We start from the raw sequence: 22,055 nt of genomic DNA on the forward strand, positions 1-22,055 counted from the left end.
GAACTTAAAGCGCAGCATACCTTTCCGGTGGTTATCCTCTACGGGTTGAGAAACTTGGCAACGCGGTTGGCGGCGTTGGCGGCAAGGTTGCCGTAATAGAACGGGAAGTCATAGCTGTGATAAAAGCCGGGTGCGATAGGGCTCGGGCGCTTGAACGTTGCCGGGTCGACGGTAGAACAAAGGAGCACGCTTGTTGCGGAATTGGGGTCAAGAGCGCTCGTGACCGGGTTTATTGTGGCGACTTGCGCATCGGCATAGCCGGTTATGGTCTGCACGGGGACTACAACATCCCCCTCGTAAAACGGGGCCGGTGCAGATGCATCGAACAGGCGCAGCGAGCCGACATTGTCTGCGGCTGGTGCCGTTGCTGCCGTTCTGGTCCAGGAGATCGGGTTGATTGCCATGGCACCCGGGAAGACCACGGGGTTCCTGCCCGTAAAGGAAGGGCTTTGGGTGTTGTACGAGATGATCACACCGGTATCATCCGGCCCCTGGGCGAATTTCAAATGGGGATTGCGGTCGAAATAGTCAGGAGTGAAGGACCAGCCGATGGCGTAGGCGGCAATCATCCTCTGATAGACGTCGGGATGGGCTTTCATGTAGTTTTGCAGCAGGAGCGCGACTACCGTTGACCCCTGGGAATGACTCACCAGAATGAACGGCCGGTTGTTGTTGTAGTTTTTGATGTAGTAATCGAACGCTGCGGTGACGTCCGTGGCCGGTGTCCCGCCAATAAAATCATAGACAGCGTCTGTAGTCGGCAAAGCCAGGGTGTAGAGGGCGTCCGCCTGGCGATAGTAGGGGGCATAGATGTTGCCGACAGTGGCAAAGGCGGTCGCATTTTTCTGAAAGGAATATTTGGCACCGGTCATCATCATGGCGTCATCTATTTCGCTGATAAGCGGCCCGCCCGGGCTTGCCGAATATGCAGTCGGATAGACGTAGAAGACATCGACGTTTTTGGGGGCATCAAGCTGGGAAGGCAAGGACAGCCAACTGCTAGCCTTTGCATAGTCGATGGCCACGGGACCGGAATTGTCACTCCCGCATCCGGCAACGACAAGACAGGTCGAAAGGACTGCGAACAACACAACAAACAATCTGATCTTCATGTGATCCCCCTATAATCTTTTATTTGCCTGCACGCCTTGTATTTTTTACATCAAAGACCCACCGCATCTCCCTGACGCGATATCGTATTCATGCCTCACGGAAGCGGGGTGTCCGCACGACACAGCCCGGGATTAATCCTGGCTGCAAGGGCGCTAATCCCCTTCAGCTCAAGTTCCGACAAAAACCGCAGCTCAGCGGGGGACAGACTATAGCCTTGCTGCACACATGCCTCCTCAAGGGAATCACCCACGGCGCGGCGGAACCGTGCATCGGTAATCAGTCGCCCCAGTACTCGCTCAACCGCATCTTGTGACATTGCTACCTCCGGCCCTGACGCTCTGTCCGAAACGGGACAGATTTGTTCGTTGCGAAGAACCATTACACATTAGGAGAGGCGAGTTTTGTGCCAGACGAAATAACGCTGAATTTCAGTGAGTTATGGAAATACGATAGAGGGGGCTTGTCCCGGGCTGGACAAGTTGTCCGAAATTGGACAGCTGCGGATGATGAGGTCAGTAGAAAAGCTTCCGGGAGGCTTTCAACAGGCGTGCGGCGGAGGATTTGTTGTCCTTGCACTGCTCCAGCGCCCACGCCATCACCTGTGCGTTGACGGCATCCAACGAGAAATCTTCGGGTGAGAAGTTGAAATTGAGGCAGACCCGGTCATCGGCAGGGCCGTGATGAAAAGTTGGGGGCTCTTTGTGCAGACGTAGATGTTCGGGCTGGATCAGTTCGCCGTTGGTGACGATGCAGGCATATTCAAGCATGTTGCGCAGCTCCCGCACGTTGCCGGGCCAGTCATGGGCAAGCATCAGGTCGAGGGCAGTCCGGGAGAGGCCGGGGAGCGATTTCCCCTGATGTTTCCGGAAACTGTTCAGTAAATGTTCCGAAAGCTGCGGAATGTCCTCGCGGCGTTCGCGCAGGGGTGGGATGGTGATCGGGAAGATATTCAGCCGATGGTAGAGATCCCGCCGGAAGGTTCCCTGGTTGCAGCATTCATCCAGGTCGCGATGGGTAGCAACGATGATCCTGAAGTCGGCGGTCACCTGCCGGTCGGAACCGACCTTCTCGTACACCCTCTCCTCCAAAAGACGCAGCAGCTTGGGCTGGAGCGACAGCGGCATGTCGCCGATCTCGTCCAAAAACAGGGTGCCTCCCTGTGCCCGGCTGCACTTCCCCTCGCGCTCGCGGTCGGCACCGGTGAAGGCGCCCTTCACGTGGCCGAACAGCTCGCTTTCCAAAAGGGTTTCCGGAATTGCAGCACAGTTGACGGCTACGAAACTGGCCATGGTCTGTCCGGTGCCCACATGGATGGCCCGGGCCAGCACCTCTTTCCCCACTCCGCTTTCTCCATGGATGGAAACGGTGGTGCGGGGCGAAGCGACCACCGTCTTTGCCGCTGACAGCGTTTTTCCCATGACAGGGGAGATACTGGTGATGTTTTGAAAACTGTACTTTTCCCGTTCCGAATCGACTATGCGGCCATAGTTATCCCGCAGCCGGGCACACTCCAAGAGCCTCTCCACCACCACCAGCAGTTCTTCCTGGATGAGCGGTTTCAGCAGGTAGTCATTGGCTCCCTCTTTCATGGCCGCCACAGCGGTGTCAATGCTGCCATGGGCGGTGATGACCACAAACGGGAGTAGCGGATGACTGCTGCGCACCTGGCGCAGCAATGTCATGCCGTCCATTTCCGGCATAACCATGTCGGACAGCACCAGGTCAAAACCGTCCTGCTCCAGCAGCGCCAGGGACTCCCCCCCGCTTGCTGCGCATTCTACCTGGTACCCGGCATCCTCCAGGTACCCCTTGATCATGAAGCGGTAGCTCTTTTTATCATCGACCACCAGCAACCGTGCACTTGGTTTCATGGTGCGCACTCCTTCCCCAATCCGGCTGGTAATTGTTCCATTACCAGCCTTAGCTGTTCAGGACTGGCAGAGAGGGCGTTGTGTTGCAGCCAGGACGCCAGCTCTGCCGGTTTCCGGTCGGCAAGGTGCCCGCACAAACCTTTCAGGGTGTGGGCGGCCCGGCCAAGACTATTGCGATCGTCGTTCCCAAGGGCGGTCTGCAGAATTTCCAGTTCATCGTCGATGTCGGCCAGCAGCATCTCACGATACTGCCGCGCACGCTCGGGGTTGTTGTTCAGGTCACTGCAGGTTTGCCTGTTCAAGAGCTGCTCCCCACCGATTTGCGAGATGGTTCTTTCACACTGATCATGCATGGCCTTGGCCAGTTGTTCGGGGACAACCGGTTTGGGCAGCACCGCGTTGATGCCGACCTCCAGGCAGGCTTCGAAGGTGGCCGCTTCGACATCGGCGGTAATGGCGATGATCGGAACGGGTGCCTGCCGTCCCTCCTGCTCACGGCCCCTGATCCGGCGGGCGACCTCCATGCCGTCCATGTCAGGCATGCGGATATCCATCAGGACCAGGTCAAAAGGTCGCTGTTCCAAAAACTTAAGCCCCTGCGACCCGTTATCCGCCAATACAACCTGTTGCCCCCAGCTGGACAAAATATCCCCCAGCAGCCGGCGGTTGAATTCGTTATCCTCAATAACCAGCACCGAGCCCGAAACCAGGTCGACGGGGTTTGGGGGCTCATCGGACAATGGTTCGGCTTCGCGCAAAGGCAACTCGACTAAAAAAGAGCTCCCGGCGCCGTGTCGGCTATTCACGGTGATACGCCCCCGCATCATTTCGACCAGGCTGTGCACGATGGCCAACCCGAGCCCGCTGCCGCCGAATTTGCGGCTGATCGTCGCATCGAGCTGCCGGAACGGTTTAAAAAGATGGGAACGGGCAGCTTCGGGAATGCCGATGCCGGTGTCCCTCACCTCAAAACGAACCAGCGGCTCCCCGGCTGTCAAGATACGATCGGACGAGCTGACGACGAAGCCAACCTCACCGCTATTGGTGAACTTGACGGCGTTGGCAAGGAGGTTGGCCAGGATCTGACGCAGGCGGACGGGGTCACCAAAGCCCCACTCCGGAAGCCCATCGGCCATTACGGTCCGGAAAGCCAAACCTTTCTGCTCCGCCAGAGGGCGATACTGTTCTTCCAGCCCGCCTGCCAGCTGACGCAGATTGAACGGCACCGCTTCGAGCTCCATGTGTCCGGCCTCGATTTTGCTCATATCCAGAATGTCGTTGACCAGTTCCATAAGGGAGCGGGACGATTGCTCGAGGATTGCATGGTACTGTTCCAGTTTGACGGGATCGGTCGTAGTGCGAACCAGGCTGCTAAATCCCACCAGGGCGTTCAATGGGGTACGGATCTCATGGCTGACGGTGGCCAGAAACTGGCTTTTTGCACGGCTGGCGGCTTCCGCGGCTTTCTTTGCCTCCGAAAGTTGTATCGTTCGCTCTGCGACCTGCTCCTCCAGCAGCTGATTGCGTTCCGTGAGTTCCTGCAGCGGATAGACTTCGCCGGCACGGGCCATGCCATCGGGAAGTGATATGCTGCTGTGGCAGATTTTCCAGCCGAAGGCTTCCTTGCGGAAAATCAGTACCAGACGGGCTACCGTCCGTGACAGGACGTGATCTTCAATGGGCAGGTGAAGCGTGGAAAAGGCGGTGGTAACGGCGATGGTGTCTGACAAGGATTGGATAGCCAGGTCTTTAAGCTCGATCCTGAGCGGATCTTTAACCTGGGCGAAATCCTTACGGGTGATCGCGACCCATTCCTCCCGGTCTTTGATCAGCTTATCCCCCCCCCCGGTAAACCCGGAAAAGTTCTTGCTGAATAAGGTTGTCAGCCGATCATCGCGGGACGCATACATCCGCTGGTAATCGTCAAACAGCTGCCGGATTTCTTCATGGTCAATTGCATCCATTGAGCACGCCCTTCTTATAGGTACTTTTGAGACAAACACCTTGGGATCAGCGGTTCGTCTCAAGCCGTCTTATCGACAGCTCAGTCAGTTATCTTGAAAAGTATCTATGAGGTTTTACGCGCAGGTGGAAAGACATGGCTAGAGCCTCAAACAGTCGAGGCTGGCAGGGATCAGTTGAAAGACCGGCAGCGGGTTTTGTGGATTCTGTTGGTAAAGGGTTACTGATCGGGAGCGGAAGAAAAAAGGGGCGAATGATTATTCGCCCCTTTGGGATCTGCAGATGGAGATGGCGGAAGCACATGGGAATCGAACCCACCTGGGAAGTTTCTCACCCCCCACACCGGTTTTGAAGACCGGGCCGCCCACCAGCGACGGTGGTGCTTCCTCATTCGTTCTCTCGTGGCACTTGTTTAAAGCATCTCCAACAGTTAGTCAATATGTTAAATCATATACTAAGCTGCCGCCTCTCATCTGACCTCTCCTCATAATCTCTCTAATATTTGTTCGCAGCCACAAATGTTGCTGTTATTGCCTACAGTTACCGCCCTGTCACTACCCGGCGCGCCCTTGACAAACTATCGTGATTTCTGTATAGCATGGCATGCTTAACCACCCAATCTCTGAGGGGGAAAAATGATCCTGCTTGCCAACATCCTCTTGGCCCTTGCGAAGATCGTCGAGTTGGCCAGTGGTCTTTTAACCATCTACAAGTACATACTGCTCGCCAGCGTCATCATCTCCTGGATCAACGCCGATCCTTACAACCCCATCGTCAACTTCATCTACCGCGTAACTGAGCCGGCCCTGCGCCGCATCCGTCGCTACATGCCGGACACCGGCATGCTTGACCTCTCACCACTGGTCCTGTTCGCCCTCATCTACCTGGTTCAGATCATCGTCTTCGACACCGCCTACACCTACCTGATGATCCTTAGCACCCAGCTCAAAGGAGGGGGAACCCTGTGAAAATCACCCCGATGGATATCCAGCAGCAGCAGTTCAAGGGGAAGATGCTCGGCGGGCTCGATCCCGAGGACGTGGATGCTTTCCTGCAGCAGGTGGCGGGCGAGATGGAGGAGCTGATCAGGGAGAACAACGACCTGAAGGAGCGCCTGAACCGTAACGCCACCCAGATGTCCGAGATGGAGGCCCGCGAGGCCCAGCTGCGCGAGACCATGCTGGCGGCCCAGCGCATCACCGAGGAGATGAAGGCGAACGCCCAGAAAGAGGCGCACCTGATGATCTCCGAGGCGGAGCTCAAGGGGGAGCGCATCGTCGCTGACGCCGAGAACAAGCTGGTGCAGCTTAATAACCAGATCCAGGACCTGAAAAGGGACAAGCTCCAGTTCGAGACCGGCTTCAGGAACCTCCTGGACACCTACTACAAGCTGCTCGCCCTGGATAAATAATGAGCCAAGAGTTGGTACGGGTAACGCAGACGCCGGAAGGGCTCCTCTTCACGGTGCACGTGCAGCCGCGCGCGTCACGTAGCGAGATCTGTGGCCCCAAGGACGGCGAGCTGAGAGTCAGGCTCACCTCGCCGCCGGTGGACGACGCGGCCAACAAGCAGTGCGTGGAACTGATCGCCAAGAGTCTTGGGATCGCCAAGTCAAAGGTGAGCATCAAGTCCGGGGCCAAGTCCCGGCACAAGGTAGTGAGGGTGGAGGGGGTAGAGCAGGATGATCTCGACCCGCTATTCAAAATAAACAAGGAGCATCCATGAAGGCGAGAGACATTATGGTAACGGACGTGCCGTCCATCACCACCAAGACCACGGTGGCAGAGGCGGTCCGGATCATGAAGAGCAACTTCGGCGACGAGAGTTTTCTGAACGCGGCGCCGGGCCTGATCGTGGTCAACGAAAGGGGAGGGCTGGCCGGCATCCTGACGCCGCTCAGCATCATCACGGCCATCATGGACGGCGCGCCGGAAGGAAAATCCGACCCTGCCTTCTTCGGCTCCCTGTGCGACCGCATCAAGGATCTTCCCATCTCCGTCATCATGGAACACCAGCCCATCTCGGTAACCCAGGACGCCAGCGTCAGCGACGTGGCACGGCTGTTCCTCACCCACCGCTTCCAGAGGGTGCCGGTGGTGGACGGCAAGAAGGTGGTAGGCCTCATCTACCGTTCGCGCCTGCTCTTCGCTATTTCCCAGAGTCTGCAGGTTGCCCCTTGACAAAAAAGGGGGCAGGTCCTTATATTAATCCTGCCCTTAGCCGTCTTATGGCTGGTGTCACAGTTTATTAGGAGGTAGCAAAGAAATGCCACTTTACGAGTATCAGTGCAAAAGCTGCAATAATACCTTTGAGTTGCGCCAGAAGTTCTCCGACGCACCCGCTTCCGAATGCCCCGCCTGCGGCGGCCCGGTCGAGAAGCTGATCTCCCAGTCCGGTTTTTCGCTGAAAGGGGGAGGGTGGTACGGCGACGGTTACGGCAGCACCAAGACCGCATCGGCACCCGCGTGCCCCTCCGGCGGAAGCTGCGCCGGCTGCCCCTCTGCCTCCTGATCAAAACCCACCAAGGCCCCCGTTCACGGGGGCCTTTTTTTGTCCCGTTTTCCGGCAAAGTCCTTTACAAAGACCCTCTCTTTACTTATTATCGACAACTTAAAACCTGATGCCGGTCGGGCCCGCGCGCCCGCACCGCGCCTGCATATTTCATAGAAAAGAGGGGTGCACGTTAATGGCGAAAATCATCGACGGGAAGGCCATCGCGGCGAAAATTCGCGCAGAGATCAGCGCAGAGGCAGCTCAGCTAAAGGAGAAGGGGATCGTCCCCGGTCTGGCCGTGGTGCTGGTGGGTGAGGACCCGGCCAGCAAGGTCTACGTCTCCATGAAAGAGAAGGCATGCGCCGATGTGGGGATCTTTTCTGACGAGTATAAGCTCCCGGTGGAGACCACCGAGGACGAGCTGCTGGCCCTGATCGAGAAGCTGAACGCGGACCCCAAGATTCACGGCATACTGGTGCAGTTGCCGCTGCCCAAGCAGATCAATACCGAGCGTGTCCTCGAGGCGATCTCTCCTGATAAGGACGCCGACGGCTTCCACCCCTACAACGTGGGGCGCCTGGTGATCGGCAAGCCGCTCTTCCAGCCCTGCACCCCCTACGGCGTCATGGTGATGCTCAAGGAGGCGGGGGTCGAGCTCTCCGGCAAGGAAGTGGTCGTGGTCGGGCGCTCCAACATCGTGGGCAAGCCGGTCGCCTTCATGTGCCTGCAGCAAAACGCAACGGTGACCCTGTGCCATTCCAAGACCCGTGATCTCGCCGGCAAGGTGGGCCAGGCCGACGTCGTCATCGCGGCGGTGGGCGTGCCCGAGATGATCAAGGGCTCCTGGATCAAGGAAGGGGCGGTGGTCATCGATGTCGGCGTGAACCGCGTGGGCGAGAAGAAACTGGTCGGTGACGTCGAGTATGCGGCCGCCAGTGAGCGCGCTTCGGCCATTACCCCGGTGCCGGGGGGCGTGGGGCCGATGACCATTACCATGCTGCTGCAGAACACGCTGGAGTCGGCAAAGAGGGGCATGTAGGCGGTCTGACGGGGCGGCTGGGTTGGATGCACCAGCAAGAAGCAAATCCCCCTGTCCCCCCCTTTCGTAAAGGGGGGGACGTGAGGCGACGCGTAGCGCTTGTGGCCAAAGTTCTATGCGTTCCCCAACTCTGGATGAAACATCGGCGTTGGGGGACGCTATTCGCGTGCAGCGCTTCGTGGTAACACACGGCGGGTGCAGGTCGAGTGCAATGCAGTGCAATTACTATTCAATGTGAGCAAGGAGTGTCGCTATGCGCGTTAAAAAGGCGGTTTTTCCGGTTGCGGGCCTGGGAACCAGGTTCCTGCCGGCTACCAAATCGACTCCGAAGGAGATGCTGCCGCTCATCGACAAGCCGCTGGTGCAGTACGTGGTGGAGGAGGCGGTAGCTTCAGGGATCGAGCAGATCCTCTTCGTCACCGGCCGCGGCAAGAGGGCGATCGAGGACCACTTCGATATCTCTTTCGAGCTCGAGTCGCTGCTCTACGAGAAGGGGAAGGACCACGAACTGCAGCAGGTGCGCCAGATCGCGGAGATGGCCAACATCTTCTTCGTGAGGCAGAAGGAGGCGCTGGGTCTTGGCCACGCTATCCTCTGCGCCAAGGACTTCGTTGGCGATGAACCCTTCGCGGTCCTTCTGGGTGACGATATCATCGATGCCCAGCAACCCTGTCTCAGTCAGCTCCTGGAGACCTACGAGACCTACCGCTCGCCGGTGCTCGCCCTGGAGAAGGTCCCCATGGAGACCATCTCCTCGTACGGTTGCGTCAAGGCCAACCACCTCGCCAAGCGTGCCTTCGAGGTGCTGGACCTGGTGGAGAAACCGCCGGTCGCTGAGGCACCGTCCGACCTGGCCATCATCGGCCGCTACATCCTGACTCCGGGTATCTTCCCGATTCTCGAGAACCAGGAGCCGGGCAAGGGTGGCGAGATCCAGCTGACCGACGCCATCAAGACGCTGTCGCGCAAGGAGCCGATCTACGGCTGCCGTTTCGACGGTGTGCGCCATGACTGCGGCGACAAGCTCGGCTTTTTGAAGGCGACGGTGGACATGGCGCTCAAGCGCGGTGAGTTCAACGGGGATTTCGAGGCGTTTTTAAGACAGCGCCTGGGCTGCTAGGCGAGGCATTGTAGGAGGTTTGCGGCGGCGGATGGAGTGCTAGTGCAGTCTGCCGCTGCCGCTACCGTAGTGGAAGAAGGCGATCAGCTTGAAGGTGTCGCCGGTGTACCCCTTGGGGAAGGATCCGATCGGCCCCAGGGCGTTCAGGGTGCGCAGCACCTCGTCGTCGAGGATCTTGCTCCCCGAGCTTTCCAGCATGTCGACCCGGACGATTTCGCCGCGGCGGTTGAAGGTGATCCGGACCGGTGTGGTCCCTTCGATACCGCGCACAAGAGCCGCCTGGGGATAGTGCCACACGCCGTAAATCGCCGTCTCGAGGCGGCGTAAAAACGAGCCGAACTGGATGTCGTCGGTATTGAGGAAGCGGGTCTCGCCTTCCTCGACCTCGCTGCGATATTTCTCGCGGTAGCTTTCTTCCAGGCGCGCCATCCTGGTAGCGCTGGGAAACAGCTTGCTGCGGTCGGGGAGTTGGGCCGCCTTGGGCTTGAAGATCCCTTGGCCCGGGGAAACCGGCTCCTGGGAGGGCTGCACCGCCTGGGGCGGGGCCGGCTGTCTCGGCACCGGTACCGGACGGCTCACCTGCGGCAGAACTTTGGTCCTGGGCAGCATCCGGTCCACCTCATCCCGCCCCTTCGGCGCCGTCTCCTTGACAACACGCTGCGGCTTTTCCGAGTACCGCTTGATCTCGGGCTTTGGTTCTGGCTTTTCTTTGGGCTGGGGCTGTGGTGGCAGGTCCGGCAGGTCGGTAAGATCGACCATGGTCGGTTCCTGTGCCGTTTTGGGTTGTCCCGGGGGGATTATCGTGATAACAAGATATACCGCTACATGGACCAGTAGTGACAGAGCCAGCAGGTAGAGGAAGTTTTTTTCGATATATCTGTTGGACATGTATCTCCACCCGCTGTTCCGGGTGCTTAGTAATATCGCGTGATGGTAGAAGATCATCCGGCAAATTGCAAGGGGTTTGGGGGGCTCCCGGGCACCACGATCTATTGCTGACACCCCAAACCCTTCCTGTAAACATCTGCTCCTTGACCTAGGTCAACTTTTTTCACCACATCTCTTAGTAATCTGAAGGCATCAAAATATACCGAGGTCGCCATGCTCGTAGTGGTATGTGTTAAGCAGGTCCCTGACACAACGCAGGTACAGATCGATCCCGTCACCAACACCCTGATCCGCGAGGGTGTCCCCTTCATCGTCAATCCCTACGATACTCACGCCGTGGAACAGGCGCTGCGTTTCAAGGACCGCTTCGGCTGTCGCGTGGCCGCCATCTCCATGGGGCCGCCCAACGCCGAGGCGACGCTGAGAAAGGCACTGGCCCAGGGTGTGGACCGCGCCGTGCTCCTTTCCGACCGTACCTTCGGCGGCGCCGACACGCTCGCCACCAGCAAGGTGCTCGCCGCGGCGATCGAGAAGCTCGCCCAGGAAGAGGAGGTGGGAGTGGTGATCTGCGGCAAGCAGACCATCGACGGCGACACCGCCCAGGTCGGCCCCGGCATCGCCACCCGGCTCAACTTCTCGCAGCTCACCCTGGTGGACCGGGTCGACGATCTCGATCTCTCCGGCAAGAAGATCCGGGTCAGCCGCAAGCTGGAAGGGCGCCACGAGCACGTGGAGGCCCCGCTGCCGGTGCTTCTGACCGTGGTGCGCGAGCTGAACCGGCCGCGTTACCCGACCGTGGCCATGCGCCTGGAATCCGCCGATGCCCAGGTCGAGGTCTGGGATAACAAGGTGCTGCAGCTGGACGTGAACGGCATCGGCCTCAAGGGCTCCCCCACCTGGGTGAGCCGCATCTTCTCGCCCGAGCGGGCCAAGGGGGAGATGCTGGGGGACGGGGTGCATGACCCGGAAGGGGCGGCACAGCTGCTGATCGACAAGATGCTGGAGAAGGATCTCCTGGCTCTCTAACTACATTACCAAGGGAAAAGCAATGACCGATGCTGTTAAACCACCCAAGAAACCGCGCGGCAAGGCAAGGCTGCTGGATAACAAGTGCATCGCCTGCGGGGCCCGCTGCCAGAGCGCCTGCCCGGTGGACGCGATCCAGATGAACGACGCGGGCGAGCCGATCATCGACGCCTCTCGCTGTATCGGCTGCGTCAAGTGCGTCAAGGTCTGCCCGGTGCAGGCCCTGGAGATGGCCTTTACCCCGGAGGAGCTGCGCATCCTGCAGGAGCTGGCCGCCTCTTCCGCCGGCGCCGAGCCCTCGGAGGAGGACGCCGAGGAAGCGGCGCTCAAGAAGAAACTTTCCGCCTATACCGGGGTCTGGGTCTTCGTGGAGCAGACCGAGGGGGAGGCCGCCAAGGTTTCCTGGGAACTGTTGGGTAAAGGGAAGGAACTGGCGCAGGCGAGGAAGTGCCCGCTGTGCGCCGTGGTGATGGGCGACGGGGTGGAGAAGCTCTGTGCCCAGGCCTTCGGCTACGGTGCCGAGAAGGTCTATCTCATGGACGCGCCGGTCCTGCGCCACTACCGTACCGAGGCGTACCAGAAGAGCCTGTGCGCCCTGGTCGAGAAGTACAAGCCGGAGGTGATCCTGATGGGGGCCACCGGCCTGGGACGTGATCTCGCCGGCGTCGTCGCCACCGTGATGGCCACCGGGCTCACCGCGGACTGCACCGGGCTTTCTATCGACGACAAGGGGAACCTGATGCAGACCCGCCCGGCCTTTGGCGGCAACATCATGGCCACCATCGTCTGCGACAAGTTCCGCCCCCAGATGTCCACGGTGCGCCCGCACGTGATGCCCATGCCCGACTTCGACCCGCAGGCCAAGGGTGAGGTCGTGCGTGAGCCGGTGCGTGTCGCCGAGGAGCAGGTCCTGGTCAAGGTGCTCGACATCCTCATGGACGGTGGCGGCTCCAAGGTGGACATCGCCGGGGCCGAGTTCATCGTCTCGGGCGGGCGCGGCATGATGGCCAAGGAGAACTTCTCCATGCTCGAGGAGCTGGCCCAGGTCCTGGGCGGGGTGGTGGGCGCCTCGAGGAGCGCAGTCGACGCCGGCTGGATGCCTCCCGACCGCCAGGTGGGGCAGACCGGCAAGACGGTACGCCCCAAGGTCTACATCGCCTGCGGCATCTCGGGCGCCATCCAGCACCTGGTCGGCATGCAGGACTCCGACGTGGTGATCGCCATCAACCGCGACCCCGAGGCCCCCATCTTCGAGGTGGCGAGCTACGGCATCGTGGGCGACCTATTCAAGATCATCCCGGCGCTGACCAACAAGTTGAGGGCGCTCAAGGCCGCCCGCTCCAAGGCCTGATGACCGACACCATCAAGTTGCGCGGCAGTGCCGCCTTCTATAACGAGGTACCCCTATGACGCCGCAAACCGTTATCTTCACGACGCTCCTGGTCGCCTCGCTCCTCTTTTTCTGCTGGAGCGTGTACCGCCGCTTCTCGCTGCTCTGTTACGGGCAGCCGGAAGAGAGGCTGGACCAGCCGGCGCGTCGTCTCTCCGAGATGTTCCTGTACGCCTTTGGCCAGTTGCGCGTGCTGAGAAAGCCCTTCGGCCTGAACCACTTCGTGATCTTCTGGTCCTTCGTGATCCTGGCGCTTGCCAACGGCGAGTTCCTGGTGAACGGGGTCTTCCCCTCGGTGAGTCTTGCCCTGCTGCCGGAAGGGGTGCACCGGGTGCTGCTGTTCGCCTTCGACGTGGTGTCGCTGCTGACCCTGTTCGCCATCGCCTTCTCCTTCATCAGGAGACTGGTGGTGAAGCCTCCCTACCTGGACAGCCTCTACGTGAAGGGGAAAAGCCCGGAGGCCTTCCTGATCCTCTCTTTCATCGCTCTGCTGATGCTGGCCTACTTCGGGATGCACGGGGCGATGGCGGCGCTCGGGAAGGAGAGCGATCCAGCGGCCATGCCAGTGTCGAGCCTGGTGGGCGCCTGGCTCGCGCCGCACGCATCCCTGATCGGCACGGTCTATGGCGTCTCCTGGTGGGTGCACGCCCTGGTGCTGTTCGCCTTCATCTGCTTTTTGCCGCACTCAAAGCACATGCACATCCTGACTGCGATCCCCAACTGTTACCTGGGGGCGCTCACCTGGCCCGCCACCCAGCCGCGCGAGAAGTTCGAGAAGGGTGCGGTGTACGGGGCGGGGAGCGTGGATCGCTTCACCTGGAAGGACCTGTTCGACTCGTTCTCCTGCACCGAGTGCGGCCGCTGTCAGGCTGCCTGCCCGGCCGCTAATACCGGCAAGGCGCTGAACCCGCGCCAGGTCGTGCACGCCATCAAGACCAACCTTTTGGAGAACAGCAACGCACTCCGGGAGGGAAGAAGCTGCACCCTGCCGCTCATCGGCGACGAGGGTGAGGGGACCAACACCGAGGAGGCGATCTGGGCCTGCACCACCTGCGGCGCCTGCATCGAGGCCTGTCCGGTGCTGATCGAACAGATGCCCAAGATCGTCAAGATGCGGCGTCACCTGGTCGAGACTGAATCGCGCTTCCCCGAGGAACTGCTGAACCTGTTCGAGAACATGGAGCAGCGCTCCAACCCCTGGGGCATCGCACCGGGCGAGCGCGCCAAGTGGGTCTCCACGCTGCCGGTGAAGCCGTTCGTGGCCGGCGAGACCGAGTACCTCCTCTACGTGGGGTGCGCCGGCTCCTTCGACTCCCGCGCCAAGCAGGTCACCGTGGCGCTCGCCACCGTGCTCAACGCGGCCGGCATTTCCTGGGGCATCCTGGGCAAAGACGAGAAGTGCTGCGGTGATTCGCTTAGAAGGCTCGGTAACGAGTACCTCTTCGAGAAGATGGCGCTGGAGAACGTGGAAATCTTCCGCGAGCGCGGGGTCGCCAAGGTGATCACCCTCTGCCCGCACTGCCTCACCACCTTGAAAAACGATTACCGCCAGTACGGCCTGGAGCTCGAGGTGGTGCACCAGAGCGAACTGATCGCCGAGCTGATCCGGAGCGGGCGCATCAAGCTGGACCAGAAGGACGACAGCCTGGGGCGCATCACCTACCACGACCCGTGCTACCTTGGGCGCCACAACGACATCTTCGACGCGCCGCGTACCCTGGTCCAGGCGGCCACCGGTACCGTTGCCGTCGAGGCCGAGCGCCACGGCAGGAACTCGTTCTGCTGCGGCGCCGGCGGCGGGCGCATGTGGATGGAGGAATTCACCGGCGAGAGGGTGAACCACGCCCGCGTCGACGAACTGCTGGCGCAGAAGCCGGACACCATCTGCGTCGCCTGCCCGTACTGCATGACCATGATAGAGGACGGCCTCAAGGACAAGGGGGCGGGCCAGGTCCGGGTCAAGGACGTGGTCGAGGTGCTCGCCGAGGGGCTTTTGAGGAAGAACGCGTAATAGGGCATAGGGGGAGCTGCCATACGCGGTGCAGATGGCAGCTCCCCATCCCCCTGCCTGGCCCTCCCCCTCCGGGGGAGGGTGGCCGAAGGCCGGGTGAGGGCGCTGGCAGCGCTGAGGTTTCCGCCGGTGCGATGCCCTCACCCACTCTCCCTCACCCCGACCCTCTCCCGGAGGGCGAGGGGGATTGGAGCAGCCCTCACCCCGAGCCTCTCCTGGAGGGCGAGGGGGAGTGGACGCAATCATGCTGCCAGCAATAAGTGACGCCTAAAGCTTAAAAACGAGGCTGCGGGTGCGGCGGTTGCCCCGTTTCCAGGCAAGGAAAGGAACTTCCCCCTGTCCTATTTCATGCGCATCACCCCAAATCTGGGCCCCTTCTGGGGCGCTCTCATCTTTTTTTCCCTCCTGCTGCCATTGACCGCCTACGCCGCGCCCACCGTCACGGTGGCCGCCGTGGGCGACATCATGATGGGCAGCGACTTCCCGACGACCAAGCTGCCGCCTCGCGACGGCCGGGACCTCTTCGCCGCGGTCGCCCCCTACCTGCGCCGTGCCGACCTCACCCTGGGCAACCTGGAGGGGCCGCTGTGCAGCGAGGAAAACCCTACCAAACAACCCCTTGCCGGGCGCCGCTACCTGTTCCGCACCCCCCCCTCCTACGCCAAGTGCCTGAAAGACGCCGGCTTCTCCGCGCTGACCCTGGCCAACAACCACGCCCTCGACTTCGGCCGGGCCGGGCTTGAGTCCACCAGGCAGGCGCTCTCCGGGGCAGGGCTGCAGTTTTCCAGCAAGAAAGGGGAGATTGCCCGCTATGACCTGCACGGCGTTCGCGTCGCCGTGATCGCGCTCTCCTTCGGGCCGCCGCCGCGCTCCATCGTTTTTCCGGCACAGCCGCTGCAGGAGATCGCCCGTGCTGCTGCCGAGTACGACGTGGTGATCCTCTCCATCCATGCCGGTGCGGAAGGGAAGGGGGCGCTGCACGTGGCCCCCGGGGAAGAGCGCTTCCTCGACGAGCCGCGCGGCGACATTGTTCGCTTCGCCCACGATGCCATCGACCGGGGCGCCGACCTGGTGCTGGCCCACGGGCCTCACGTGCCGCGCGCCATGGAGCTGTACTGCGGCAGGCTGATCGCCTACAGCCTCGGCAACTTCGCCACCTACGGCGGGGTGAGCGTGGCCGGCGAGAGCGGCTATGCACCGCTGCTCAAGGTGGAATTGGCCGCGGACGGTTCTTTCCTGGGGGGGAACATAGATTCTTTCCGGCAGTTCCGCTACACCGGGCCGCAACCGGACCCCAAGCGTCGCGCCTTGCGCCTGATGCGCCGGCTCTCCGCCGAGGACTTCCCTGAGTCGCCGCTGGTGTTTGGGGACGGGGGACGGATTACCGTCAAGAAGTAGTCTGTGCGGTAGGGAAACACCTTTAGCTTGCGACGTCATGTTCCCTCTCCCCCTGGGAGAGGGCAGGGTTAGGGGGCTGCTGATGGCACCTCTGCTGCTTCGTGGCGTCGCCCTCACCCGCCCTGCGGGCACCCTCTCCCGGGGGGAGAGGGCAGTCACAATATAAAGATCCTGGAGGTTCGATGTTCCTGATCGTGCAAAACGACCCGCTCTGCCCGGCAGGGGGACTGGTCCACATCCTGGAGAACTCGGGGCATCCCTACCGGTGCTTGTACGCCTACGGGGGGGAGCCTTTCCCGGACCCGGCAACGCTCACGGGTATCATCGTTCTCGGGGGGGAGATGGGGGTACATGACACCGACGAGCACCCGCACCTGGCCCGTGTCATCGACTTTATCCGCGCCTCAATTAGCGCAGGGACGCCGCTGTTGGGGATCTGTCTTGGCGGGCAGCTCCTCTCCCACGCGGCCGGCGGGGTGGTGAGCTCACCTTCTCCCCACACGGAAATGGGGATCTGCGGGGTCGACGTGAACGCCGAGGGAAGCGTGGACCCGCTCTTCGCCGGGGTCCCCAACCCGTTCGTCACCTTCCAGCTCCATAACGACAGCTTCACCGTCCCTCCCGGCGGCACGTTGCTCGCGTCCTCCGCCGCCTGCCCTGCGCAGGCCTTCCGGCTCCCCGGCTGCGTCTACGGCGTGCAGTTCCACCCCGAGGTGGACCGCGCCATCGTCGACGACTGGGACGGCCTGTTCTCCCCCCGCGCCGGCTACCTTTCCGGCTTCATCGCCGCCGAGGCGGACTTCAACGCCGCCTCCCACGCCATCCTGGCCAATTTCATCTCCCTCGCCGCGACCACCCGCCTTTCTTGAAAATCAAACCTTATATTGTAAAGTTCTAACGTTTGCCTTCCGGGCATCACGCGACCGCGCCCCTCCGGGGGCGCTTGCGGTCAATTCCCCCTCCGGAATGCGACAAAGGAGGTGCCGTGCAGCTGCCGTGGCCGGGACAAAGCTCCCTGAAGTCCAGACTGATCACGCTTCTCCTCGGCTGCAACACGCTGCTGCTCCTGTCGCTCACCCTCAGCTTCATTTACTACCAACGCCCCGCCTCATCCACGGTAACCACCGGCTCAACCCTGCCTCACTTCGCCTCTTTCCAGCTCACCCTGGCCCTGCTCGGCTCGGTGGCGCTGGCCGCGTTCCTCTCCCGGCGCATCGACAGGATCATCTCCGAGCCGATCCGCGACCTGAGCAGGAAAATGGAGATCGTCTCCAGGAGCCAGGACTACCGGGTCAGGGTGGATCGCGCCGGCGAAGACGAGCTGGCGGTCCTGTTCGCCTGTTTCAACAACATGCTGGCCGAGATCTCGATCCGGGACGAACGGCTCGCCCTGCACTCCGAAGAGTTGGAGTTGGAGGTGGCGGAACGGACCCTGGAACTGTCGGAGGTGAACCGGCAGTTGGAGGCGAGCCTGGAGAGCGTGCGGGACGCCATGCAGAGCGCCCAGTCCGCCAACCGGGCCAAGTCGGATTTCCTGGCGCAGATGAGCCACGAGATCAGGACCCCGATGTACGGCGTGCTCGGCATGACCGAGCTGCTGCTGGGGACCGACCTGACCAAGGAGCAGGCCCGCTACGTGGACACGGTGCGCCGCTCCGGAGAGGCGCTCCTCTCCATCATCAACAACATCCTCGATTTCTCCAAGATAGAGGCGGGGCGCATGGAGCTGGAGCGGATCCCCTTCGACCTGCACCAATTGGCCGCCGACGCGATCGCCGTCTGCGCGGAGGACGCGGCCAGGAAGGGGCTCGAGCTGACCCTGGAACTGGAGCCGGGGCTGCCGCGCATGTTCGTGGGCGACCCGGGGCGGCTGCGCCAGGTGGTGGTGAATCTCCTGGGCAACGCCGTGAAGTTCACCCTGAAGGGTTGGGTGCGGCTGACCCTCGCAGCCTCCGAGCCCCTGGGGCTGGTCTGCTTCAGCGTCGAGGATACCGGCATCGGCATCGCCCCCGAGGCGCAACTGCGCATCTTCAACCAGTTCACCCAAGGTGATGAATCGATGACCCGCAAGTACGGCGGCACCGGCCTTGGGTTGGCCATCGCCCGGCAGTTGACCGAGCTGATGGGGGGCTCCCTGGAACTGGCGAGCGAGTCGGGACGCGGCTCCCGTTTCAGTTTCACCGCCCAGCTGGAGGTTCACGAGGAGGCGACCCGCTCCGAGCGCTGCTGCACGGCGCTGCGGGATAAACGGGTACTGCTGGCGACCGATGACGAAGAGACCCGGGCAGTGATCGGGGACCAGCTCACCTCGTGGGGGGTGGACATGGAGTGCGTCGGCGACGCCCCCGACGCCTTTTGCCGCATCGTGACCGCCCCCTTCGACCTGGCGGTCCTGGATCACCGCCTGGCCGGCACCGACGGCATCGAGCTCGCCGCCACCTTCCGCACCGTGCCGGCAGGACGCTCGGTGCGGATCCTGCTCCTCACCGAGCGGGATGAGCAGTGTCACAGCACGCGGCTGGCAGAGCTGGAGGCGACTACGTTCCCCAAGCGTGCGCTGCGGCAGGATGGGCTCTACCGCGCCGTGATGGCGGCACTGGGGATGGACGAGGAAGAGCGCCGGGACGCCGGTTGCTGCGGTGCTCCGGCGCCGCGCCAGCGCCAGGTGCTGCTTGTCGAGGACAACACGGTGAACCAGGAGGTCGGCAAGGGAATGCTTGAGAGCCTGGGGTGCCGGGTCAAGGTGGTGGAGGACGGCGCCGCCGCTGTGAGCGAGGTGCAGCGCACCCGCTACGACGTGGTGTTCATGGATTGCCAGATGCCGGTCATGGACGGGCTCGAGGCAACCAGGCGCATCCGGTTATGGGAGCAGGGGAGCGGCACCCGAATTCCCATCATCGCGCTCACCGCCTACGCCATGCCGGGAGACCGGGTGGCCTGCCTGGAGGCGGGGGCGGACGACTATCTCTCCAAGCCGTTCACCTGTGAGCAGATCGCCAAGGCGATGGAGCGACAGTTGGATGGCGTTGCGACAACCATGGCCGCGGCCCATGGGGAAGGGGAGGCGGAGCCGGCTGCCGTCGAGCCGCTGGAGGTGATCTCTCACGACAAGATGAGCGGTGCCCTGGAGATTATCCGTACCCTCCCCGGCAACCGCGGCATGGAGATCCTGCGCAAGGTGGTGGACCTGTACCTCGCCAGCACCCCGGCGCTGTTGCAGACCATGCGCGAGGCCGAATCGGGCGGCGACGCGGAGAAGCTCAAGGCGGCCGCGCACAGCTTCAAGTCCAGTAGCGCCAACCTGGGCGCCCTGCGCCTGGCCGGGGTCTGCATGGAGCTGGAGAGCCTGGGCAGGGCCGGCTCCACCGAAGGGGCGCTGCCGCTATTGCACCAGGTCGAGGAAGAGTACCGCCTGGTGCGTGACGCGTTACGGGGAGGGCCGCTATGCTGACCAGGAAGTCCAAACGGACAACGCCAATGGTCATGGTGGTGGACGACGACCAGGCCGTGCGCCTTTTGGCCCGGGAGACCCTGGAGAACTCGGGGTTCACCGTGCGCGACGTCGAGACCGGGGAGCAGGCGGTGGAGGATTTCCTGGCGCACGCACCCGATCTCGTGCTCCTGGACGTGATGCTTCCCGGCGTCGACGGCTTCTCCGTCTGCAGTTCCATCCGCCGTACCGAGGGGGGGCGCGATACCCCGGTGCTGATGATGACCGGGCTGGACGACCTGGAATCCATCGATTGCGCCTACGAGGTCGGCGCCACCGACTTCATTACCAAGCCCATCAACTGGCACATCCTGGGCTACCGGGTGAGCTACATGCTCCGGGCCAGCAGCGCCCTGGAACAGCTCAGGGAAAGCCGGGCCGGCCTTGCCCACGCCCAGAGCCTCGCGCACATAGGAAGCTGGGAATGGGACCTCACCACCGGCGAGATCCGCTGTTCCGAAGAGGTGTACAGCATCTGCTGCATTGATCCCGACCGGCGCGACGGCAATCCCATCCTCGACCCGGTGCACCACCAAGACCGCACCTTCGTGCAAGGCTCCATCGAGGACGCCATTGCCAAACGATCTCCGCTCAGCTTCGATTACCGCATCACGCTGGACGGAGGAGAACGCACCCTGCACGCCGAACTGGTGACCGTTCTGGATGAAGAGGGGGAGGCGGTCAGTCTGACCGGCACCATCCAGGACATCACCGAGCGCAAGCGGGCCGAGGAGCAGATTCGCCTCCTGGCCTACTACGACGCACTCACCGGCCTCCCCAACCGCCGCTTCTTCCAGCAGCAACTGGAGCAGGCGCTGGTGTTCGCCAACCGAAACGACCGGATGCTGGCCGTGCTGTTCCTCGACCTGGACCGCTTCAAGCTGGTGAACGACACCCTGGGGCACGGGGTGGGGGACCGGCTGCTGCAGGACGTGGCGGACCGCCTGCTGCGCTGTGTGCGCCGCAGCGACTGCCTGGCCCGCGCCGAAGACGATTGCCCGCCGTCGCTGGTGTCCCGCCTGGGCGGAGACGAGTTCACCATCATGCTTTCCGACATCGAGCACTTCCAGGACGTCGCCAAGGTGGCTCGGCGCATCCTGGACGCGGTCTCGGTGCCGTACTCGCTGGAAGGGCAGGAGGTCTTCGTCTCCACCAGCATCGGCATCAGCCTCTATCCCTTCGACGCGACCACGGCCAGCGACCTGATCCGCAATGCCGACGGTGCCATGTACCAGGCCAAGGAGCAGGGGCGCAACGGCTACCAGATCTATGACGAGTCGATGAACGCCAAGGCCCTGGAGCGGATCATCCTGGAGAGCCAGTTGCACAAGGCGCTCAAGGAGGAGGAATTCGAGGTCTACTACCAGCCCCAGGTCAGCTGCCGCACCGGCGAGGTGGTGGGGATCGAGGCGCTGGTGCGCTGGAACAGCAAGGAGCTGGGGTTGGTCGAGCCGGGGCGCTTCCTGCCGCTGGCCGAGGAGATCGGGCTGGTGATCCAGATCGACCAGTGGGTGATGAAGGAGGCGTGCCGCCAGCACAAGCTCTGGATCGACCAGGGGCTGCCACCGGTGACCATTGCGGTCAACATCTCGGGGCAGCAGTTTTTGAAGAACGAGCTTTTGGACATGGTGACCTCTGTGCTCCAGCGCAGCGGCCTCGACCCCGGCCTGCTCGAGCTGGAACTCACCGAAGGGGTGCTGATGGCGCACACCGAGCGGACCGTGAAGACCCTGCAGGCCCTCAAGGGAATGGGGGTGCGCCTGGCCATCGACGACTTCGGCACCGGGTTCTCTTCGCTTTCGTATTTAAAGAGGTTCCCGCTCGACGTGCTGAAGATCGACCGAACCTTCATCAACGACATCACCAGCGATCCCGATGATGCCGCCATCACCCTCGCTACCATCGAGATGGCGCACACCCTGAAACTGCAGGTGATCGCGGAAGGGGTCGAGACCCAGGCCCAACTGGAGTTCCTGACCAGGAACCGTTGTGACATGTTCCAGGGGTACCTGTTCAGCAAGCCGATGCGGCCGGAGGAGTACCCCCGTCTTTTTGCTGCCGCCCATGTCGATCCTGTCGCTTCCGACAGCACCCCTGTCGACGCCCCCGTCGACGCCCTGGATGGCGGGGTGGATGACGTCTCTCCCGAGTCCCCCGCGCCCTGACCTCCCACCGCATCACCCGCCTTGCTACTCCCATTTTCCCTGCCTAAAAAAACATCATGACTGCCGCAATATAAGACCGCTACGGGGCG

The 22,055-nt window shown here is 62.1% G+C and carries 19 protein-coding genes and 1 tRNA gene; 14 read left to right on the forward strand and 6 right to left on the reverse strand.

The annotated features are described in order from the left end of the window. Nucleotides 1-38 precede the first annotated feature (38 nt). The 5 genes from K7R21_RS02270 to K7R21_RS02290 form a co-directional block, all read right to left on the reverse strand. Nucleotides 39-1,112, reverse strand: a complete 1,074-nt coding sequence (locus K7R21_RS02270) for a DUF3089 domain-containing protein (protein ID WP_224981679.1) — start codon at nucleotides 1,110-1,112, stop codon at nucleotides 39-41. 95 nt (nucleotides 1,113-1,207) lie between these two features. Then, nucleotides 1,208-1,492, reverse strand: a complete 285-nt coding sequence (locus K7R21_RS20900) for an Os1348 family NHLP clan protein (RefSeq protein WP_404813617.1) — start codon at nucleotides 1,490-1,492, stop codon at nucleotides 1,208-1,210. Nucleotides 1,493-1,625: 133 nt separating this feature from the next. Further along, a complete protein-coding gene (locus K7R21_RS02280; RefSeq protein ID WP_224981681.1) occupies nucleotides 1,626-2,984 on the reverse strand; it encodes a sigma-54-dependent transcriptional regulator in 1,359 nt (452 codons plus the stop codon). Next, on the reverse strand, nucleotides 2,981-4,948 hold the full coding sequence (locus tag K7R21_RS02285) for an ATP-binding protein (RefSeq protein WP_224981682.1): 1,968 nt from the start codon (nucleotides 4,946-4,948) through the stop codon (nucleotides 2,981-2,983). Before K7R21_RS02285 ends, K7R21_RS02280 begins: the two co-directional genes overlap by 4 nt. Nucleotides 4,949-5,235: 287 nt before the next feature. Beyond that, nucleotides 5,236-5,333 (reverse strand) — tRNA-Sec (locus K7R21_RS02290). 248 nt (nucleotides 5,334-5,581) lie between these two features. On the opposite strand from K7R21_RS02290, the gene K7R21_RS02295 reads away from it, so the two are divergent. The 7 genes from K7R21_RS02295 (at nucleotide 5,582) to galU (ending at nucleotide 9,598) form a co-directional block, all read left to right on the forward strand. Further along, the gene (locus K7R21_RS02295) at nucleotides 5,582-5,914 is read left to right on the forward strand and encodes a YggT family protein (RefSeq protein WP_224981683.1); all 333 of its coding nucleotides are present in this window, start codon (nucleotides 5,582-5,584) and stop codon (nucleotides 5,912-5,914) included. Continuing rightward, on the forward strand, nucleotides 5,911-6,357 hold the full coding sequence (locus K7R21_RS02300; protein ID WP_224981684.1) for a DivIVA domain-containing protein: 447 nt from the start codon (nucleotides 5,911-5,913) through the stop codon (nucleotides 6,355-6,357). Before K7R21_RS02295 ends, K7R21_RS02300 begins: the two co-directional genes overlap by 4 nt. Continuing rightward, nucleotides 6,357-6,671: a DUF167 domain-containing protein gene (locus K7R21_RS02305; RefSeq protein WP_224981685.1), complete on the forward strand. Its 315-nt coding sequence runs from the start codon at nucleotides 6,357-6,359 to the stop codon at nucleotides 6,669-6,671. The genes K7R21_RS02300 and K7R21_RS02305 overlap by 1 nt, the downstream gene beginning before the upstream one ends. After that, a complete protein-coding gene (locus tag K7R21_RS02310; protein WP_224981686.1) occupies nucleotides 6,668-7,126 on the forward strand; it encodes a CBS domain-containing protein in 459 nt (152 codons plus the stop codon). The genes K7R21_RS02305 and K7R21_RS02310 overlap by 4 nt, the downstream gene beginning before the upstream one ends. Nucleotides 7,127-7,211: 85 nt before the next feature. After that, entirely contained in the window at nucleotides 7,212-7,457 is a 246-nt protein-coding gene (locus tag K7R21_RS02315) for an FmdB family zinc ribbon protein (protein ID WP_224981687.1), read from the forward strand. A gap of 175 nt (nucleotides 7,458-7,632) precedes the next feature. Next, the gene (gene folD / locus K7R21_RS02320; RefSeq protein ID WP_224981688.1) at nucleotides 7,633-8,478 is read left to right on the forward strand and encodes a bifunctional methylenetetrahydrofolate dehydrogenase/methenyltetrahydrofolate cyclohydrolase FolD; all 846 of its coding nucleotides are present in this window, start codon (nucleotides 7,633-7,635) and stop codon (nucleotides 8,476-8,478) included. A 253-nt stretch (nucleotides 8,479-8,731) separates the two neighbouring features. Next, nucleotides 8,732-9,598 (forward strand): UTP--glucose-1-phosphate uridylyltransferase GalU, encoded by an 867-nt coding sequence (gene galU, locus K7R21_RS02325; RefSeq protein ID WP_224981689.1) that lies wholly within the window; start codon nucleotides 8,732-8,734, stop codon nucleotides 9,596-9,598. Between the two features lie 39 nt (nucleotides 9,599-9,637). Here the strand turns inward: galU and K7R21_RS02330 are convergent, their stop codons facing one another. Next, nucleotides 9,638-10,486, reverse strand: a complete 849-nt coding sequence (locus tag K7R21_RS02330; RefSeq protein WP_224981690.1) for an energy transducer TonB — start codon at nucleotides 10,484-10,486, stop codon at nucleotides 9,638-9,640. A gap of 213 nt (nucleotides 10,487-10,699) precedes the next feature. Here K7R21_RS02330 and K7R21_RS02335 point away from each other — a divergent pair, with 213 nt between their 5' ends. The 7 genes from K7R21_RS02335 (at nucleotide 10,700) to K7R21_RS02365 (ending at nucleotide 21,966) form a co-directional block, all read left to right on the forward strand. Continuing rightward, nucleotides 10,700-11,512: an electron transfer flavoprotein subunit beta/FixA family protein gene (locus tag K7R21_RS02335; protein WP_224981691.1), complete on the forward strand. Its 813-nt coding sequence runs from the start codon at nucleotides 10,700-10,702 to the stop codon at nucleotides 11,510-11,512. Nucleotides 11,513-11,534: 22 nt separating this feature from the next. After that, nucleotides 11,535-12,863, forward strand: coding sequence for an electron transfer flavoprotein subunit alpha (locus tag K7R21_RS02340; protein WP_224981692.1), 1,329 nt, complete (start codon nucleotides 11,535-11,537; stop codon nucleotides 12,861-12,863). Between the two features lie 55 nt (nucleotides 12,864-12,918). Next, nucleotides 12,919-14,913: a (Fe-S)-binding protein gene (locus K7R21_RS02345; protein ID WP_224981693.1), complete on the forward strand. Its 1,995-nt coding sequence runs from the start codon at nucleotides 12,919-12,921 to the stop codon at nucleotides 14,911-14,913. A gap of 348 nt (nucleotides 14,914-15,261) precedes the next feature. Further along, nucleotides 15,262-16,311, forward strand: coding sequence for a CapA family protein (locus tag K7R21_RS02350; RefSeq protein WP_224981694.1), 1,050 nt, complete (start codon nucleotides 15,262-15,264; stop codon nucleotides 16,309-16,311). A 182-nt stretch (nucleotides 16,312-16,493) separates the two neighbouring features. Continuing rightward, entirely contained in the window at nucleotides 16,494-17,180 is a 687-nt protein-coding gene (locus K7R21_RS02355) for a type 1 glutamine amidotransferase (RefSeq protein ID WP_263630508.1), read from the forward strand. A gap of 116 nt (nucleotides 17,181-17,296) precedes the next feature. Continuing rightward, on the forward strand, nucleotides 17,297-19,762 hold the full coding sequence (locus tag K7R21_RS02360; protein ID WP_224981695.1) for a response regulator: 2,466 nt from the start codon (nucleotides 17,297-17,299) through the stop codon (nucleotides 19,760-19,762). Beyond that, nucleotides 19,756-21,966, forward strand: coding sequence for a putative bifunctional diguanylate cyclase/phosphodiesterase (locus K7R21_RS02365; RefSeq protein WP_224981696.1), 2,211 nt, complete (start codon nucleotides 19,756-19,758; stop codon nucleotides 21,964-21,966). The genes K7R21_RS02360 and K7R21_RS02365 overlap by 7 nt, the downstream gene beginning before the upstream one ends. The last annotated feature ends 89 nt before the right edge of the window (nucleotides 21,967-22,055 follow it).

This window comes from Geomonas agri, assembly GCF_020179605.1.
Lineage (GTDB): Bacteria > Desulfobacterota > Desulfuromonadia > Geobacterales > Geobacteraceae > Geomonas > Geomonas agri.

Bases quoted from the DNA above. Each gene is read 5' to 3' on its own strand.
- K7R21_RS02270 (WP_224981679.1), bottom strand. From the start codon at position 1,112: ATGAAGATCAGATTGTTTGTTGTGTTGTTCGCAGTCCTTTCGACCTGT.
- K7R21_RS20900 (WP_404813617.1), bottom strand. From the start codon at position 1,492: ATGGTTCTTCGCAACGAACAAATCTGTCCCGTTTCGGACAGAGCGTCA.
- K7R21_RS02280 (WP_224981681.1), bottom strand. From the start codon at position 2,984: ATGAAACCAAGTGCACGGTTGCTGGTGGTCGATGATAAAAAGAGCTAC.
- K7R21_RS02285 (WP_224981682.1), bottom strand. From the start codon at position 4,948: ATGGATGCAATTGACCATGAAGAAATCCGGCAGCTGTTTGACGATTAC.
- K7R21_RS02295 (WP_224981683.1), top strand. From the start codon at position 5,582: ATGATCCTGCTTGCCAACATCCTCTTGGCCCTTGCGAAGATCGTCGAG.
- K7R21_RS02305 (WP_224981685.1), top strand. From the start codon at position 6,357: ATGAGCCAAGAGTTGGTACGGGTAACGCAGACGCCGGAAGGGCTCCTC.
- K7R21_RS02310 (WP_224981686.1), top strand. From the start codon at position 6,668: ATGAAGGCGAGAGACATTATGGTAACGGACGTGCCGTCCATCACCACC.
- K7R21_RS02315 (WP_224981687.1), top strand. From the start codon at position 7,212: ATGCCACTTTACGAGTATCAGTGCAAAAGCTGCAATAATACCTTTGAG.
- folD (WP_224981688.1), top strand. From the start codon at position 7,633: ATGGCGAAAATCATCGACGGGAAGGCCATCGCGGCGAAAATTCGCGCA.
- galU (WP_224981689.1), top strand. From the start codon at position 8,732: ATGCGCGTTAAAAAGGCGGTTTTTCCGGTTGCGGGCCTGGGAACCAGG.
- K7R21_RS02330 (WP_224981690.1), bottom strand. From the start codon at position 10,486: ATGTCCAACAGATATATCGAAAAAAACTTCCTCTACCTGCTGGCTCTG.
- K7R21_RS02335 (WP_224981691.1), top strand. From the start codon at position 10,700: ATGCTCGTAGTGGTATGTGTTAAGCAGGTCCCTGACACAACGCAGGTA.
- K7R21_RS02340 (WP_224981692.1), top strand. From the start codon at position 11,535: ATGACCGATGCTGTTAAACCACCCAAGAAACCGCGCGGCAAGGCAAGG.
- K7R21_RS02345 (WP_224981693.1), top strand. From the start codon at position 12,919: ATGACGCCGCAAACCGTTATCTTCACGACGCTCCTGGTCGCCTCGCTC.
- K7R21_RS02350 (WP_224981694.1), top strand. From the start codon at position 15,262: ATGCGCATCACCCCAAATCTGGGCCCCTTCTGGGGCGCTCTCATCTTT.
- K7R21_RS02355 (WP_263630508.1), top strand. From the start codon at position 16,494: ATGTTCCTGATCGTGCAAAACGACCCGCTCTGCCCGGCAGGGGGACTG.
- K7R21_RS02365 (WP_224981696.1), top strand. From the start codon at position 19,756: ATGCTGACCAGGAAGTCCAAACGGACAACGCCAATGGTCATGGTGGTG.